This window comes from Streptomyces sp. NBC_00239 (assembly GCF_036194065.1).
Classification (GTDB): domain Bacteria; phylum Actinomycetota; class Actinomycetes; order Streptomycetales; family Streptomycetaceae; genus Streptomyces.
Genome location: NZ_CP108095.1, coordinates 3,091,335 through 3,106,470, shown reverse-complemented (window position 1 = coordinate 3,106,470; position 15,136 = coordinate 3,091,335). Strand labels below are relative to the sequence as shown.

Annotated in this window: 15 protein-coding genes; 7 read left to right on the top strand and 8 right to left on the bottom strand. The window is 73.5% G+C overall.

Translation table 11 applies throughout. The features are described from left to right. The first annotated feature begins 229 nt into the window (after nt 1-229). The gene (locus tag OG764_RS13445) at nt 230-886 is read left to right on the top strand and encodes a hypothetical protein (protein WP_328972992.1); all 657 of its coding nucleotides are present in this window, start codon (nt 230-232) and stop codon (nt 884-886) included. 376 nt (nt 887-1,262) lie between these two features. On the opposite strand, the gene OG764_RS13440 is transcribed toward OG764_RS13445, so the two are convergent. The 3 genes from OG764_RS13440 to OG764_RS13430 form a co-directional block, all read right to left on the bottom strand. After that, nucleotides 1,263-2,423, bottom strand: coding sequence for an Mrp/NBP35 family ATP-binding protein (locus OG764_RS13440; RefSeq protein WP_443055920.1), 1,161 nt, complete (start codon nt 2,421-2,423; stop codon nt 1,263-1,265). Between the two features lie 42 nt (nt 2,424-2,465). Further along, the gene (locus OG764_RS13435) at nt 2,466-2,972 is read right to left on the bottom strand and encodes a DUF1003 domain-containing protein (RefSeq protein WP_328972990.1); all 507 of its coding nucleotides are present in this window, start codon (nt 2,970-2,972) and stop codon (nt 2,466-2,468) included. A gap of 166 nt (nt 2,973-3,138) precedes the next feature. Then, the gene (locus OG764_RS13430; RefSeq protein ID WP_328968657.1) at nt 3,139-4,410 is read right to left on the bottom strand and encodes a magnesium transporter MgtE N-terminal domain-containing protein; all 1,272 of its coding nucleotides are present in this window, start codon (nt 4,408-4,410) and stop codon (nt 3,139-3,141) included. Between the two features lie 192 nt (nt 4,411-4,602). Between OG764_RS13430 and OG764_RS13425 the strand changes: the two genes are divergently transcribed. Then, nucleotides 4,603-5,406, top strand: coding sequence for a hypothetical protein (locus tag OG764_RS13425; RefSeq protein WP_328968656.1), 804 nt, complete (start codon nt 4,603-4,605; stop codon nt 5,404-5,406). 27 nt (nt 5,407-5,433) lie between these two features. Here OG764_RS13425 and OG764_RS13420 read toward each other — a convergent pair whose 3' ends face one another. Beyond that, nucleotides 5,434-5,943: a hypothetical protein gene (locus tag OG764_RS13420; protein WP_328968655.1), complete on the bottom strand. Its 510-nt coding sequence runs from the start codon at nt 5,941-5,943 to the stop codon at nt 5,434-5,436. Nucleotides 5,944-5,990: 47 nt separating this feature from the next. Then, a complete protein-coding gene (locus OG764_RS13415; RefSeq protein ID WP_328968654.1) occupies nt 5,991-7,103 on the bottom strand; it encodes a magnesium and cobalt transport protein CorA in 1,113 nt (370 codons plus the stop codon). A 402-nt stretch (nt 7,104-7,505) separates the two neighbouring features. Between OG764_RS13415 and OG764_RS13410 the strand changes: the two genes are divergently transcribed. The 4 genes from OG764_RS13410 (at nt 7,506) to OG764_RS13395 (ending at nt 11,043) form a co-directional block, all read left to right on the top strand. Next, nucleotides 7,506-8,090 (top strand): suppressor of fused domain protein, encoded by a 585-nt coding sequence (locus OG764_RS13410; protein WP_328968653.1) that lies wholly within the window; start codon nt 7,506-7,508, stop codon nt 8,088-8,090. Nucleotides 8,091-8,377: 287 nt separating this feature from the next. Next, a complete protein-coding gene (locus tag OG764_RS13405) occupies nt 8,378-9,022 on the top strand; it encodes a DUF6758 family protein (protein WP_328968652.1) in 645 nt (214 codons plus the stop codon). A 424-nt stretch (nt 9,023-9,446) separates the two neighbouring features. Next, complete coding sequence (locus OG764_RS13400; protein ID WP_328968651.1) at nt 9,447-10,313, top strand: PHP domain-containing protein; 867 nt, start codon at nt 9,447-9,449, stop codon at nt 10,311-10,313. Nucleotides 10,314-10,437: 124 nt separating this feature from the next. Beyond that, nucleotides 10,438-11,043 carry a MarC family protein gene (locus tag OG764_RS13395; RefSeq protein WP_328968650.1) on the top strand — a complete coding sequence of 202 codons (606 nt, stop codon included), beginning with the start codon at nt 10,438-10,440 and terminating at the stop codon, nt 11,041-11,043. 102 nt (nt 11,044-11,145) lie between these two features. Here OG764_RS13395 and OG764_RS13390 read toward each other — a convergent pair whose 3' ends face one another. Next, a complete protein-coding gene (locus tag OG764_RS13390) occupies nt 11,146-11,298 on the bottom strand; it encodes a hypothetical protein (protein WP_007266367.1) in 153 nt (50 codons plus the stop codon). A gap of 149 nt (nt 11,299-11,447) precedes the next feature. Here OG764_RS13390 and OG764_RS13385 point away from each other — a divergent pair, with 149 nt between their 5' ends. Beyond that, nucleotides 11,448-12,344, top strand: a complete 897-nt coding sequence (locus OG764_RS13385; protein WP_328968649.1) for an NYN domain-containing protein — start codon at nt 11,448-11,450, stop codon at nt 12,342-12,344. A gap of 56 nt (nt 12,345-12,400) precedes the next feature. On the opposite strand, the gene OG764_RS13380 is transcribed toward OG764_RS13385, so the two are convergent. After that, nucleotides 12,401-13,273 carry an alpha/beta fold hydrolase gene (locus tag OG764_RS13380; protein WP_328968648.1) on the bottom strand — a complete coding sequence of 291 codons (873 nt, stop codon included), beginning with the start codon at nt 13,271-13,273 and terminating at the stop codon, nt 12,401-12,403. Nucleotides 13,274-13,353: 80 nt separating this feature from the next. Next, nucleotides 13,354-15,126: a DEAD/DEAH box helicase gene (locus OG764_RS13375; protein ID WP_328968647.1), complete on the bottom strand. Its 1,773-nt coding sequence runs from the start codon at nt 15,124-15,126 to the stop codon at nt 13,354-13,356. Nucleotides 15,127-15,136: the final 10 nt, after the last annotated feature.

Below are 15,136 nucleotides of genomic sequence, written 5' to 3'. Positions count from 1 at the left end.
TCCGGACCCCACGGAACGAGAGGCGGCCGGACTGATGGAGACGACGAGCCGGGTAGGCGTTCAGCCGGGGCAGCAGCCCGGACTGCAGCCCGCGATCCAGCCGGGCGAGGAGGCCGCTGCACCCGCGCAGGCGCCGGACGGGGCGCCGCCCCAGGGCGCGGAGCCCGATACCGGGCCCTTGCGGGCGCAGGACGCACAGGCGCAGACGCAGCCCGAGACCCAGAGCCAGGTGGCGGCGCCGGAGCCCGGCGGCGCCGCTGAAGAGCCGGTGGCGCCGCCCGCGGTCCCGGCGGCCCGCCGCACGGTGGACGGCTACCTGCGGGCGGCCTTCCCCTGGTACGGGCTCGACGAGGCGTTCACCGGGCCCCGCTGGCTGATGCAGGTCGGCACCGCGGCGGACGGCACGGTCGAGCACGGCTCGGTGGGCCACGGCGACGAGCCGGTGGTCCGCAGCGAGGCGACGGGCGCCGAGCGGGAGCGGTTCGCCGTCGTGATCACCGTCGCCAGCAGCCCCAACCGGCGCAGCGGTGACGGCACCGGTGTCCTGGAGGCGACCTCGGTGTCCTCCGCGGCCTGGCTGGCCGGCTCGGGCCTGCTCGCCTACACCTGGCCCGGCCAGATGGACCACAGCCTGCGCAGCGACTGGCTGGACCAGCAGACGGAGACGGCCTGGGAGCTCGCCGACGACCTCGACGGGCCGGACTGGGCTTCGCTGTCCCTGCCCGTCGACGGCGTCCCGACGCCGTTCCACTACCGGGAGTCCGAGTTCGGCTGGGTGCTGGCGGGGTCGACCGGGGGTGGCGTGCATCTTGGCGCGTACGGGCGGGGCATGAGCGCGTACGGCCTGGCCTTCAGCGAACTCAAGGACGTCACCGCCTACGAGTGACCCGCACCCCCTCGCCGGCTGCCCCGGCGGCAACCCCCAGCCCGTGCGGCAACCCCGCGCACCCCTCAGCCCCTCCGGCGTTTGAGGAGCGGGTCCGGGCGGAGCCCGGTGCCCGGCGCCAGCCGGGTTGGTCTTGGGGCTCCGCCCCAAACCCCGCGCCTCAAACGCCGGCGAGGCTGAATTTCGCGCCCGCAGCGTCGGCAAGGCTGGGGGTTGCGCCCAGGGCACCGGCGCGGCCGGGTGTTGTGCCCAGGGCGCCAGCGGGGCTGGGTGATTGCGCCCAGGGCATCGGCGGGGCTGAGGTGGGCCCCGGCGGGCCCGCCCCAGGGCCCCAACGGGGCCGGGGGCGCGTCGCGGGGCGCCGGTGGGCTCGGGGTCAGAACTTGTTGCGGGGGGTGATGCCCAGGGACATGCCCGAGAGGCCTCGGGAGCGGCCGCCCAGCTTGCCCGCGATCGCGCGCAGCGCGGAGCCGGCCGGGGAGTCGGGGTCCGCCAGGACCACGGGCCGCCCGTTGTCGCCGCCCTCACGCAGCCGCACGTCGATCGGGATCTGCCCCAGCACCGGCACGGTCGCCCCGGTGGTCCGCGTCAGACCGTCCGCGACCTGCTGCCCGCCACCGCTGCCGAACACGTCGACCATCTCGTCGCAGTGCGGACACGGCAGCCCGGACATGTTCTCCACGACGCCGACGATCTTCTGGTGGGTCTGCACGGCGATCGAGCCGGCCCGCTCGGCGACCTCGGCCGCCGCCTGCTGCGGGGTGGTGACGACCAGGATCTCGGCGTTCGGCACCAGCTGCGCCACCGAGATCGCGATGTCGCCGGTGCCCGGCGGCAGGTCGAGCAGGAGCACGTCGAGGTCGCCCCAGAACACGTCCGCGAGGAACTGCTGGAGCGCCCGGTGCAGCATCGGACCGCGCCACACCACCGGCGCGTTGCCCGGGGTGAACATGCCGATGGAGATCACCTTCACGCCGTTCGCCGACGGCGGCATGATCATGTTCTCGACCTGGGTGGGCTTGCCCTCCACGCCGAGCATCCGCGGCACGCTGTGACCGTAGATGTCCGCGTCCACGACGCCGACCTTCAGGCCGTCCGCGGCCATCGCCGCGGCCAGGTTGACGGTGACCGAGGACTTGCCGACCCCGCCCTTGCCGGAGGCGACCGCGTACACGCGGGTCAGCGAGCCGGGCTTGGCGAACGGCACCTCGCGCTCGGCGGTGCCGCCGCGCAGCGACGCCGCCAGCTCCTTGCGCTGCTCGTCGCTCATCACGTCCAGCGTGACCTCGACGGAGGTGACGCCGGCGACCCGCAGGACCGCCTCGCTGACGTTCTTCGTGATGGTCTCGCGCATGGGGCAGCCCGACACCGTCAGGTAGACCGTGACGGCGACCGCGCCGCCGTCGCCGATCTCCACCGATTTGACCATGCCGAGTTCGGTGATCGGCCGGTTGATCTCGGGGTCGTTGACCGTCGCCAGCGCGTCCAGGATCGCGTCCTGCTCGGGCACGGCGGCGGAGGGTGTGTCGGTAGCCATGACCCGATGGTACGGCTCGGTAGCACGCCCCGGGTAAGCCCGTCAGCGGTCGCCTTCGTCACTCTCGTGCGGGAATAGCCGCCGCTCGTCCATCTCCTTGATCAGGTCCTGGAACTCGGAGCGGATCCAGTCGCGCGTGGCGACCTCGCCCAGACCCATCCGCAGCGCCGCGATCTCCCGCGTCAGGTACTCGGTGTCGGCGATCGAGCGCTCGTTCTGCTTGCGGTCCTGCTCCAGGTTGACGCGGTCCCGGTCGTCCTGCCGGTTCTGCGCGAGCAGGATCAGCGGCGCCGCGTACGAGGCCTGCAGCGACAGCGCCAGGGTCAGGAAGATGAACGGGTACTCGTCGAAGCGCACCGCGGCCGGCGCGAAGATGTTCCACAGCACCCAGACGATGATGACCATCGTCATCCAGACGATGAACCGTCCGGTGCCGAGGAACCGCGCGATCTTCTCCGAGGTGCGCCCGAACGCCTCCGGGTCGTACTCGGGCAGCAGCCCGCGCCGCGGCGCCTTCGGCAGGTCCAGGCGCACCCGCGAGCGCGACAGCGCGCTCGAACCGGTGGCGGAGGCCTTGCCGCGTTCGGCGCGTTCCCCGCGGTCCGCGCGCTCCGAGCGCTCGACCCGCTCCCGGGCCCGCTCGGCCAGCTCCTCCAGCCGGTTCGCCAGCCGCGGCTCGCGCGGCTGGTCCCGGCCCTGCTCCCGTCTGCCGCGCTCAGTGCCCACGTACGGCCTCCTCGGCGTGGAAGTCCGTCTCGCGCCAGTCGTCCGGCAGCAGGTGGTCGAGCACGTCGTCCACGGTCACCGCGCCCAGCAGCGAGCCGCTCTCGTCGACGACCGGCACCGCCACCATGTTGTACGCGGCGAGGTAGCTCGTCACCACGGGCAGCGAGGCGTCCGGCCGCAGCGGCGGCAGGTCGGTGTCCACGATCGAGCTGACCAGCGTGAACGGCGGGTCGCGCAGCAGCCGCTGGAAGTGCACGGTGCCCAGGTACTTGCCGGTCGGCGTCTCGTCCGGCGGCCGGCACACGTACACCTGCGCGGCCAGCGCCGGCGACAGGTCGGCCTGCCGCACCCGCGCCAGCGCGTCCGCGACGGTCGCGTCCGGGCGCAGCACGATCGGCTCGGTCGTCATCAGACCGCCCGCGGTGCGCTCCTCGTACGAGAGCAGCCGCCGCACGTCGGCGGCGTCGTCCGGCTGCATCAGCGTCAGCAGCCGCTCCTGGTCGTCCTCGGGCAGCTCGGAGAGCAGGTCCGCCGCGTCGTCCGGGTCCATGGCCTCCAGGACGTCGGCGGCGCGCTCCTCCTTCAGCTTGCCGATGATCTCGATCTGGTCGTCCTCGGGCAGCTCCTCCAGGACGTCCGCGAGCCGGTCGTCGTCGAGGGCGTTGGCCACCTCGGCGCGCCGCTTGGGCGTCAGGTGGTGCAGGACGTTCGCGAGGTCGGCCGGGCGCATCTGCTCGAAGGTCGCCACCAGGCTCTCGGCGCCCTGCCCGTGCTCCTCCAGCGAGAAGCCGGTCACCGCGGACCACTCGACGGTCAGGGTCTCGCCGCGGCGGCGCAGCGCCCCGCCCTTGCCCTTGCGCACGAAGATCCGGTCGATCTCCCAGTCGCGGCGGGCGGGCAGCTGCTGGATCGCCACGTCGAGGACGGTGACCTCTTCGTCGTTGCCGACCAGGCGGACCCGCCGGTCGAGGAGTTCGCCGAGGACGAGCCGTTCGGTGGGGCGCTGCTCGAAGCGCCGCATGTTGACGACACCGGTGGTGATGACCTGGCCGGACTCGACGCCCGTCACCCGGGTCATGGGGAGGAAGATCCGGCGGCGGCTGACCACCTCGACGACCAGGCCCAGCAGCCGCGGCGGGCGGCCGCCCACGCGGAGCATCGCGACCAGGTCCCGGACTCGGCCGACCTGGTCGCCGTTCGGGTCGAACACGGGCACTCCGGACAGGTGCGAGACGAAGATCCGGGGGGCGCCAGCTGCCATTCGTGCGCCTCCTCGTGAACCGTTTCGCCTCGTCCGGCTCCCAGGCTAGCCCGTGGCCCGGCGAACCGCGCTGGTGGGGGCGCCCGTCGGGGGCGCGCACGGACCGCGGGCACGGCACCTGCCGCCGGTCGGACCCGCCGGGCCCGGGTACGCTGCCTGCTGCACCGAGCCCAGACGAGAGGCAGCCCGCCCGTGATCGTGTTCCCCCCGGCCGCCCGCCTCCGCAGGGCCGCTGTCGTCGGCGCGCTGTGCGCCGGGCTGACCGTGGCCGTCACGGGCTGCGGGGAGGACCCCGACGAGGGCACCAACGGCGTGGGCAAGCTGTCGGCCGACCAGATCGAGGACAAGGCGCGGGCCGCGGCGACCGCGGCCGACGCGGTACGGCTCTCCGGCACGGTGGTCAGCGGCGGGAAGACCTTCACCCTCGACATGCGCCTGAAGTCGGACGGCGCCGCGGGCGAGGTGAGGACGACGGGCAGCACCTTCGAGCTGCTCCGGGTGGGTGACGAGCTCTACCTGAAGGCGGACGCCGCGTTCTGGGGCCGCAAGCCGGCGGCCAACGCGTCCGCGTCACCCCGGCCGGGGGAGTCCGACGGGCCGGACGGGTCCGGGGAGTCCGAGGACGGAGAGAGCGCGGCCGACAAGCTCGGCGACAAGTTCGTGAAGGTGCCCGCGGGCGACTCCTCGTACAAGCAGCTGCGCGGGTTCACCGAGATGGACGTGCTGCTCGACGGGCTGCTGGGGCTGAACGGCAAACTGGAGAAGGGCGCGTACCGGAAGGTCGGCGTGGTGCGGACCATCGAGGTCACCGCCGACGAGGGCCGCGGCGGCCGCCTCGACGTCTCCCTCGCGGGCACCCCGTACCCGCTCCGGCTGGAACGGGCCGGCGGCGCCGGAGTGGTGGAGCTCAAGGACTGGGGCAAGCCCTTCGCGCTGGAGGCCCCGCCGGAGGACCAGACCGTGGACTACGGCCCCCAGCTCCCGTCCCGCGACTAGGCCGACCGCAGCCCACCGGCCCTCGTGCTAGCCCTTGCGCTTGCGCTTGAGGAGCAGCTTGGGGAGCGCGGCCGGGATGGGCCGCCGGGTCGTGGCCGGGGACGGCAGCGGCGCCGCTGCCAGCGAACCGGTCGGCTCCTGCGTCACGACGGCTACGGGTTCCAGCCGCAGCAGCCGGCACTCGCGCGCCCAGCGCGCGGTCATCTGCTCGGAGTCGGGCGCGTTCAGCCGCTTGCCCTTCAGCTCGGCGACGGCCGCCTCCCACGCCTGCGAGGACGGGGCCAGCTCCGTGACGGACGCCGTCCACGACACCAGCCGGCCGCCCTTGTCCTTGCTGCGCACGGTCACCTCGGCGGTGCCGCCGTCGGAGAGCCCCGGGAAGGGCTGCTCGCCCGGACCGTCACCCAGCACGTGCGCGGCGCCTTCCAGCCAGGCGTGCCACAGCCCGCGGTCGGGCCCGGTGCCCCGGACCCAGATGAGGCCGGACTTCTTCGCGGCCTCCTCGACGAGGGCCAGTTCGAGCGTGCTGAGAGTCATGCGCACAGAGTAGACGGGAGCCCGCACGGCCCCCGCGGGCGCTTCCCCTACAGCCAGCCGTTGCGGCGCAGCGCGCGGTGGATCGTGAAGCAGATGCCGACGATCGAGCACATCACCAGCGGATAGCCGTACCGCCAGTGCAGCTCCGGCATGTGCTCGAAGTTCATCCCGTACACGCCGCAGATCATGGTCGGTACGGCGATGATGCCGGCCCAGGAGGTGATCTTGCGCATGTCCTCGTTCTGCGCGACCGTCGCCTGCGCCAGGTTGGCCTGGAGGATCGAGTTCAGGAGCTCGTCGAAGCCGACGACCTGCTCGTGCACCCGCGCCAGGTGGTCGGCGACGTCCCGGAAGTACTTCTGGACCTCCGGGTCCACCAGCCGCATCGGCCGCTCGCTGAGCAGCTCCATCGGCCGCTGGAGCGGCGCCACCGCCCGCTTGAACTCCAGTACCTCGCGCTTGAGCTGGTAGATCCGGCCGGCGTCCACACCGCGCGGGCTGCCTTTGGCGGGCGCCGCGAACACCGCGCTCTCCACCTCGTCGATGTCGTCCTGCACGGCCGAGGCGACCGCGATGTAGCCGTCGACCACGTGGTCGGCGATCGAGTGCAGCACCGCCGACGGGCCCTTCGCCAGCAGCTCCGGGTCGTCCTGGAGCCGGTGCCGCAGCGCCTTCAGCGAGCCCTGGCCGCCGTGCCGGACGGTGATGACGAAGTCCCGGCCGGTGAAGCACATCACCTCGCCGGTCTCCACCACCTCGCTGGTGGCGGTCAGTTCGGCGTGCTCCACGTAGTGGATCGTCTTGAAGACGGTGAACAGGGTGTCGTCGTACCGCTCCAGCTTCGGCCGCTGGTGCGCGTGCACCGCGTCCTCGACGGCCAGCGGGTGCAGCCCGAACTCGGCGGCGATACCGGCGAATTCGGCTTCCGTCGGCTCGTGCAGGCCGATCCACACGAAGCCGCCGCTGTCGCGCGCCCGGCGCATCGACTCGCGCGGGGACAGGCACGCACCGGGCAGCCGGCGGCCGTCGCGGTAGACGGCGCAGTCGACGACGGCGCTGCCGGCCGAGGGGTCGCGGGTGGTGTCGTACGGGCTGTGTACCTGGCTGGGCTTGCGCAGGGCGGGGCGTACCACCGCGCGCAGGTCACGGATCATCGACATGGCAGGCTCCTACGCGCAGCACGCCGGCCGCACGGACGGGAGACCCTCCGCCGCCGCGGGCAGGCGGAAGGAAACAGGACGGGAGGAAAGTTCTGCCGTCGCTCTTCCCCGAGCGGGATGCCGTCGCAGGAGACGGAAAGGGCCGGCCGACCGGCGGGCGGTCAGGCGGGCAGGATCAGACCGGAAGGCAGGACCCCGCGGAAGAGCGATTGGTACTGCACGATCGACTTCGGTCCACCGCAGCCCCACCTCCTCCGGCCGGTCCCCCGTAGGGGAAGTCCTTGTATCGGAGCACGGAAACGATGCTTCTGCACGCTGCCCCGACCAGCGGTCAACACTATCAGCCGACAGATGGTCAAGACCGGCCCTTTACCCGGGGGATAGCAGTTCTATGCTCTCGACATGGCAGAAGTTCTGGCTCTGGTCGAAGCCCGGTTGCGCAGCGCGCTGGGCGAACCCGATGCGCGCGCGGCGGTCACCTTCCTCGGTACCGACCGCATCGAGGTCTTGCGCTTCACGGACGGGGAGGTGGTCCGGTACGCCACCCTCGGTATGTCGGCGCAGCCGATGGCGGATCCGACGGTGGTGGTGGCCGACCCGCTGCGCGGCCCGCGGGCCGAACTCGTGCTGTCCGTACGGGCCGGCGCCCCGGACACCGACAAGGTGCTCCGCCCGCTGGCCGTGCTCGGGGCCTCCCCGCAGGTGGAGGGGCTCGTGGTGAGTCCGGGCGCCTCGCTGGACGTCGGCGAACCGCTGTGGCCCGGGGCGCCGTTCACCTCCGTGCTCGTCGCCGAGCCGGGCGGGCTGGTCGAGGACCTGGAGCTGGACGCGCCGCGGGACCCCGTACGGTTCCTGCCGCTGCTGCCGATGACGCCCAACGAGGCCGCGTGGAAGCGGGTGCACGGCGCGGCCGCCCTCCAGGAGCGCTGGCTCGCCCGCGGCACGGACCTGCGCGACCCGCTGCGCGCGGCGGTCGCACTCGACTGAGCCGGACGGGCGGACGACGGGCGTGCGGACGGCCGGGGCGGGGCCTGCCGCCCGGCCGCCGCCGGTACACCGCCCGCCCGCCGGTAGCCCGACCGGGTGCCCCGTACGGGCTACCGGCGGGCGCCCGTACGGGTGGTCGGGGCGGTGGAGCCGGGAGCCGGGGCGCGCGGCCGGGCACCCGTACGGGCGGATCACCGGACTGACCGCCGCCACGGCGGGTACGGATGGCATCCGGACGGGTGATCGTCCCTTGACGGGGCGGCGGCCGGGGAGGAGCGTGGGCACGTATGAGGGGTGAACCGAGTTGCCCTAAGTGCGGTGGCCGGGTCAGGGCGCCCGGTCTTTTCGCCGATTCCTGGCAGTGCGCCGTGCACGGCGCCGTGCAGCCGCTGCAACCGGTCATCCCGCCCAGCGTCGAGGGGCTCGGGGTCGTCGTCCACCGGGCCCAGGTGCCGGTGTGGATGCCGTGGCCGCTGCCGGTCGGCTGGCTGTTCACGGGTGTCGCGTGCGCGGGTGACGACCGCAGCGGCGGCCGTGCCACCGCGGTGGCCTGCTCGGGACCGGGGCCGCTCGGCGGGATGGGTGAGCTGGTGCTCGTCGCCGAGGAGCTCGGTGTGGGGCTGGGTGCGCGGTACGCCGGCATTTCCGGGCCGGACCCGGGGCCGCACATCAACGCCGCGGCGCCGCCGCACGCGAAGGTGGTCGCGGCCGGGCGCTCGACCCCGCTGTGGCACGTGTCCGGAACCCCGGACGACCGGGCGGTGTTCGCCGGTGAGGCGCGGGGGCTGTGGCTGTGGGCCGTGGTGTGGCCCGAGCAGTCGGGGCTGCTGATGTACGACGAACTGGTCCTGACGGATCTGCGGGACGCGGGTGCCGAGATCGAACTCCTCCCCTGCGGCGCCCTCACCCCCCGAATCCTGACCCCGGACTGACCCCCGCCCCAGCCGTCTGCGCCGGGGGCACACCCCTGCCGCCTCCAGCCTTTCCGGTGCCCGTGCGGCGCCTTTCCAGCCCCGTCGGCGCCTGGGCGGCACGTCCCGCCTGGCCGGCAAACTTCCAGCCTCGCCGGCGTTTGAGGCGCGGGGTTCGGGGCGGAGCCCTGAGCAACCCGGCTGGCGCCGGGCACCGGGCTCCGCCCGGACCCGCGCCTCAAACGCCGGCGAGGCTGATGTGGCCCGGCGCTGCCGGAGGGTTGCGCCGGGCCGGCCAGCGGGGCGGAGGCGTCGCGGGGCAGCCGGCGAGGCCGGGTGGCGCGCCACGGGACGGCCGGGGCGTGTCGTCGGGGTGGGGGTGTCGGGGGTGTGGGGGCCGGTATCCTGGGGTGTCCCCCTTTCGTCCTGCCTCTGGAGCCGAGCCGTGCGTATCGACCTGCACGCCCACTCCACGGCCTCGGACGGTACGGACACCCCCGCCGAGCTGGTCCGCAACGCGGCCGCCGCCGGGCTGGACGTGGTGGCGCTGACCGACCACGACACCGTGCGCGGGCACGCCGAGGCCGTCGCCGCCCTGCCGGCCGGTCTCACCCTGGTCACCGGAGCCGAGCTGTCCTGCCGCCTCGACGGCGTCGGGCTGCACATGCTCGCGTACCTCTTCGACCCCGACGAGCCGGACTTCGCGCGCGAGCGCGAGCTGGTGCGCGACGACCGCGTCCCGCGCGCCCGCGCGATGGTCGGCAAGCTTCAGGCGCTCGGCGTCCCCGTCACCTGGGAGCAGGTGGCCCGCATCGCGGGCGCCGGTTCCGTCGGCCGTCCGCACATCGCGACCGCGCTCGTCGAGCTCGGCGTGGTGGCGAGCGTCTCGGACGCCTTCACGCCGGACTGGCTCGCCGACGGCGGCCGGGCCTACGCGGAGAAGCACGAGCTCGACCCGTTCGAGGCGATCCGCCTGGTCAAGGCGGCCGGCGGGGTCACCGTCTTCGCGCACCCCGGCGCTGTCAAGCGCGGCGAGGTCGTGCCGGAGAGCGCGATAGCCGCGCTCGCGGCGGCCGGCCTCGACGGCATCGAGGTCGAGCACATGGACCACGACGCCGGCACGCGCGCCCGGCTGCACGGGCTCGCCGCCGAGCTCGGGCTGCTGACCACCGGGTCCAGCGACTACCACGGCAGCCGCAAGACCTGCCGGCTCGGGGAGTACACCACCGACCCCGAGATCTACGGCGAGATCACGCGCCGTGCGACCGGTGCCTTCCCGGTGCCGGGCGCCGGCGGACCCGCCGGCGTCTGACGGGTTTCCCGCACCACCACCGCTCCGGCGCCGGCCCCTGGGTCCGGCCGCCGGTCCGGCACGCCCCGCAGGCGCCGCCTCCGCGCCCACCTTCTTCGTACGACTCTTCTGCAAGGCCATCACTGTGTTCGACGTTGCCGTTTTCGGATCCCTCTTTCTCACCCTTTTTGTGATTATGGACCCCCCGGGGATCACGCCGATCTTCCTGGCGCTGACCTCCGGCCGGCCTGTCAAGGTGCAGCGCAAGATGGCCTGGCAGGCCGTCTGCGTGGCCTTCGGGGTCATCGCCGTGTTCGGTGTCTGCGGCCAGCAGATCCTGGACTACCTGCACGTCTCCGTGCCCGCGCTGATGATCGCGGGCGGTCTGCTGCTGCTCCTGATCGCGCTCGACCTGCTCACCGGCAAGACCGACGAGCCGAAGCAGACCAAGGACGTGAACGTCGCCCTGGTGCCGCTGGGGATGCCGCTGCTCGCCGGGCCCGGCGCGATCGTCTCGGTGATCCTCGCCGTCCAGAAGGCGGACGGCTTCGGCGGTCAGCTGTCGGTGTGGTCGGCGATCGCGGCCATGCACGTGGTGCTGTGGCTCGTGATGCGGTACTCGCTGGTGATCATCCGGGTCATCAAGGACGGCGGCGTGGTGCTGGTGACGCGCCTCGCCGGCACGATGCTGTCCGCCATCGCCGTCCAGCAGATCATCAACGGCGTGCTCCAGGTGATCGAGGGCGCCTGACGCCCGGCGCCCTGGACCGCGCGCGTCGCCCGCGCGTACGCGAACGCCCCCGCACCGTCCGGTGCGGGGGCGTTTCACGTGTGTGCGGTGATCCGCAGCGCGTCAGGAGGACGCGGACTCGGCCGGTCGGATGAGGATGCGCTGGCCGATAGCGGCGGCCTGCTGCACGATCCGGTTGACGGAGGCGGCGTCCACGACGGTGCTGTCCACGGCGGTTCCGTCGACGTCGTCAAGGCGCAGAATCTCGAAGCGCACGGCTTCTCCCTTCGTCGGAGTTCTCCTTGCACAGGGGTTAACGAAGTGTAAGGGGCAAACATTCCCTACGCTAAGGAAATTTTTTCATTGGCTAAATATTAGCCGGTGGCGAGACGTCCGGTGTGGCCTCGGTCACAATGACTCATGTTATGGAAGAAGACTTCGGCGCGCGCCTCGACCGGACCAACGAGCTGCTCCAGCGGATGCTCGCCGAGGTCGCCAAGACCCCCTCGACCCACGCGATCTTCGTCGACGCGGGCTACGTCTACGCGGCCGCCGGCCGTCTCGTCGCCGGGACAGAGGACCGGCGGAACTTCGACCTCGACGCCGAAGGCATGATCGAGGCCTTCATCGACAAGGCCCGCACGATCTTCGCGGACAGCCGGCTGCTGCGCGTGTACTGGTACGACGGCGCCCGCCGCCGCATCCACACCGCCGAGCAGCAGTCCATCGCCGCGTTGCCCGACGTGAAGGTGCGCCTGGGCAACCTCAACGCCAGCAACCAGCAGAAGGGCGTCGACTCCCTGATCCGCACCGACCTGGAGTCACTCGCCCGGCACCGGGCCATCAGCGACGCGGCGCTCGTCGGCGGCGACGAGGACCTGGTCTCGGCGGTGGAGGCGGCCCAGGGGTACGGCGCGCGCGTCCACCTGTGGGGCATCGAGCCGTCCGAGGGCCGCAATCAGGCCGAACCGCTGCTGTGGGAGGTCGACAGCCAGCGCGTCTTCGACCTGGAGTTCTGTCGGCCGTACGTGACCCGCAAGGCGGCGCAGCCCGCGTACGAACCGGAGACCGAGGGCGTGCCGCGGCCGACCCGGGACGAGGTGCGGTTCACCGGCGCGCAGATCGCCGCGACCTGGCTCGCCACCCGGGGCCGCATGGCGCTGGCGGACCTGCTGCCGGGCAAGCCGTTCCTGCCGGGCAGCGTCGACCAGGACCTCCTGGTGGAGGCCGAGGCGCTGCTGCACTACTCCCTGCGCGGCCAGGCGGACCTGCGCCGCGCCCTGCGCGACGGCTTCTGGACCCACCTGCAGTCGGCGTACTGACCCGCGCACGCGGCCCGGGTCCGTACCCGCCCGGGGGGCGGGTCCGTACGCGCCGGTCAGGGGCGCGTGGCAGCCGACCAGAACGCGGCCAGGGCGGCCGCCGTGACCTCCGGGGCCTCCGCGTTGGGGGAGTGCTCGGCACCCGGGACGACGGTGCGGCCGGCGGCCAGGCGCTCGGCCATGTCGTCCATCACCGGGAGCGGCCAGGCGTAGTCCACCTCGCCGGACAGCACCAGCTTGGGCAGGCCCGGAGCGGCCGCGCGCAGGGCGTCGATGCCGTCCGGCTCGCCGACCAGCACCCGGCCGGTGGCGATCAGCTGCTCCGGGACGGTGCCCAGCCAGCGGTCCCGCAGGAACGCGGCCAGCTCGGGGGAGTCCGGCACGGCGTCCTCGGGATCCATCGCCCGCATCGCCTGCCAGATCCCCGGCATGTCGTCGCCCATCGCCTCCAGCGCCGCGACCAGCATCTTCGTACGTTCCTGCTGGGCCTCGCAGACCGCGCCGGGGCCGCTGCTCATCAGGGTCAGGCTGGCGAACCGGCCCGGTTCGCGGACCACCGCCGTCCGCGCGACCAGCCCGCCGAAGGAGTGGCCGACCAGGTGCAGCGGCCCGCCGTCCGCCACGACCGCGGCCTGGGCGAGCACGTCCCGCGCGAGGCCGTCGAGGGCGTACGCGGACTCCTCGCGCGGCCCGTCGCTCTCGTGCTGCCCGCGGCCGTCCACGGCCACCACCCGGTACCCGGCGGCCGCCAGCGGCTCCAGGAGGCCGATGAAGTCCTCCTTGCTGCCGGTGAAGCCGGGCACCAGCAGCGCGGTGCCGTGCGCGGGCCCGGCCGGCACGGCCTCGTGGACGGCGAACTCCCCGCGCGCGGTGCGCAGGCGGTACGCGCGGGCGCACGGCGGCAGGGTCAGACGCGGCGGCTTGCTCATACCGCACAACCTACCGGCACGTAACACGCCGCAGGCCCGGCCCCCTGGTGCGGGGAACCGGGCCTGCGGGACGGAGCTGCTTACGCCTCCGGGGCCTCGGCGGCCTTGCGGGTGCGCGTACGGCGGCGCGGGGCGGCGGCCGGGGCTTCCTCGGCGGCCGGAGCCGCCACGGCCTCGACCGGAGCCTTCTGCGTGGCCTTGCGGGTGCGGCGCGCCTTCACCGGCGCGTCGGTCACCACGGCCTCGGCCACGGGAGCCGCCACGACGGTCTCGACCACGACGGTCTCCACCGGCGCGGTCTCGGCGGCCTTGCGGGTGCGGGTCCGGCGGCGCGGGGCGGCCGGGGCCTCCTCGGCGGCCGGAGCCACCGGCGCCTCGGCCACCGGGGTGACCACGGCGGCCGCGGCGGCGGCCGGGACCGAGCGGGTCCGGCGGCGGCGCGGCTTGCGCGGCTCCGCGTCGGTGTCGGCGGCGGGCGCCGGCACGGTCGGAGCCTCGACGGCGGCGTCCACGGCCACGGCCACGTCCACGGTCACGGGCGCGTCGCCGAGCTCGGCCCCGCCGCGGGTGCGGCGGCGCTGGCGCGGGGTGCGGGTGCGCGCGGGGCGCTCCTCGACCACGGTGGCCGCGGCGGCGGCGGACTTGCGGCCGCCCCGTCCGCCGGTCTCGCCCAGGTCCTCGATCTCCTCGGCCTTCAGACCGGCCCGCGTGCGCTCGGCGCGCGGCAGGACGCCCTTGGTGCCGGCGGGGATGCTGAGCTGCTCGAACAGGTGCGGGGACGTGGAGTACGTCTCCTCCGGCTCGTGGAAGTCCAGCTCCAGCGCCTTGTTGATGAGCTGCCAGCGCGGGATGTCGTCCCAGTCGACCAGGGTGACGGCGGTGCCCTTGTTGCCCGCGCGGCCGGTGCGGCCGACGCGGTGCAGGAAGGTCTTCTCGTCCTCGGGCGACTGGTAGTTGATGACGTGGGTGACACCCTCGACATCGATACCGCGGGCCGCGACGTCGGTGCAGACCAGGACGTCGACCTTGCCGTTGCGGAAGGCCCGCAGGGCCTGCTCGCGGGCGCCCTGGCCGAGGTCGCCGTGGACCGCGCCGGAGGCGAAGCCGCGGCGCTCCAGCTGCTCGGCGATGTCGGCCGCCGTGCGCTTGGTGCGGCAGAAGATCATCGCGAGCCCGCGGCCGTCGGCCTGCAGGATGCGCGCGACGAGCTCCGGCTTGTCCATCGAGTGGGCGCGGAAGACGTGCTGCGTGATGTTCGCGACGGTCGCGCCCGTGTCGTCCGGCGCGGTGGCGCGGATGTGCGTGGGCTGCGACATGTAGCGGCGGGCCAGGCCGATGACGGCGCCCGGCATGGTCGCCGAGAACAGCATCGTCTGACGCTTCGGCGGCAGGTGGTTCATGATCTTCTCGACGTCGGGCAGGAAGCCCAGGTCGAGCATCTCGTCGGCCTCGTCCAGCACCAGGGCGCGGACGTGCGACAGGTCGAGCTTCTTCTGGCCCGCGAGGTCGAGCAGGCGGCCCGGGGTGCCGACGATGATGTCGACGCCCTTCTTGAGCGCCTCGACCTGGGGCTCGTAAGCGCGGCCGCCGTATATGGCGAGGACGCGGACGTTGCGGACCTTGCCGGCCGTCAGCAGGTCGTTGGTGACCTGGGTGCACAGCTCGCGGGTGGGAACCACCACGAGGGCCTGCGGGGCGTCGGTCAGCTGCTCGGGCGTGGCCCGGCCGGCCTCGACGTCCGCGGGGACGGTGACGCGCTCCAGCAGGGGAAGGCCGAAACCGAGCGTCTTGCCGGTTCCGGTCTTGGCCTGGCCGATGACGTCCGTGCCGGAAAGGGCGACGGGGAGGGTCATCTCCTGGATC

Excerpts from the sequence above, each read along its gene's own strand:
- OG764_RS13440 (WP_443055920.1), bottom strand. The coding sequence starts at position 2,423 with ATGGCTACCGACACACCCTCCGCCGCCGTGCCCGAGCAGGACGCGATC.
- OG764_RS13430 (WP_328968657.1), bottom strand. The coding sequence starts at position 4,410 with ATGGCAGCTGGCGCCCCCCGGATCTTCGTCTCGCACCTGTCCGGAGTG.
- OG764_RS13420 (WP_328968655.1), bottom strand. The coding sequence starts at position 5,943 with ATGACTCTCAGCACGCTCGAACTGGCCCTCGTCGAGGAGGCCGCGAAG.
- OG764_RS13415 (WP_328968654.1), bottom strand. The coding sequence starts at position 7,103 with ATGTCGATGATCCGTGACCTGCGCGCGGTGGTACGCCCCGCCCTGCGC.
- OG764_RS13410 (WP_328968653.1), top strand. The coding sequence starts at position 7,506 with ATGGCAGAAGTTCTGGCTCTGGTCGAAGCCCGGTTGCGCAGCGCGCTG.
- OG764_RS13405 (WP_328968652.1), top strand. The coding sequence starts at position 8,378 with ATGAGGGGTGAACCGAGTTGCCCTAAGTGCGGTGGCCGGGTCAGGGCG.
- OG764_RS13385 (WP_328968649.1), top strand. The coding sequence starts at position 11,448 with ATGGAAGAAGACTTCGGCGCGCGCCTCGACCGGACCAACGAGCTGCTC.
- OG764_RS13380 (WP_328968648.1), bottom strand. The coding sequence starts at position 13,273 with ATGAGCAAGCCGCCGCGTCTGACCCTGCCGCCGTGCGCCCGCGCGTAC.
- OG764_RS13375 (WP_328968647.1), bottom strand. The coding sequence starts at position 15,126 with ATGACCCTCCCCGTCGCCCTTTCCGGCACGGACGTCATCGGCCAGGCC.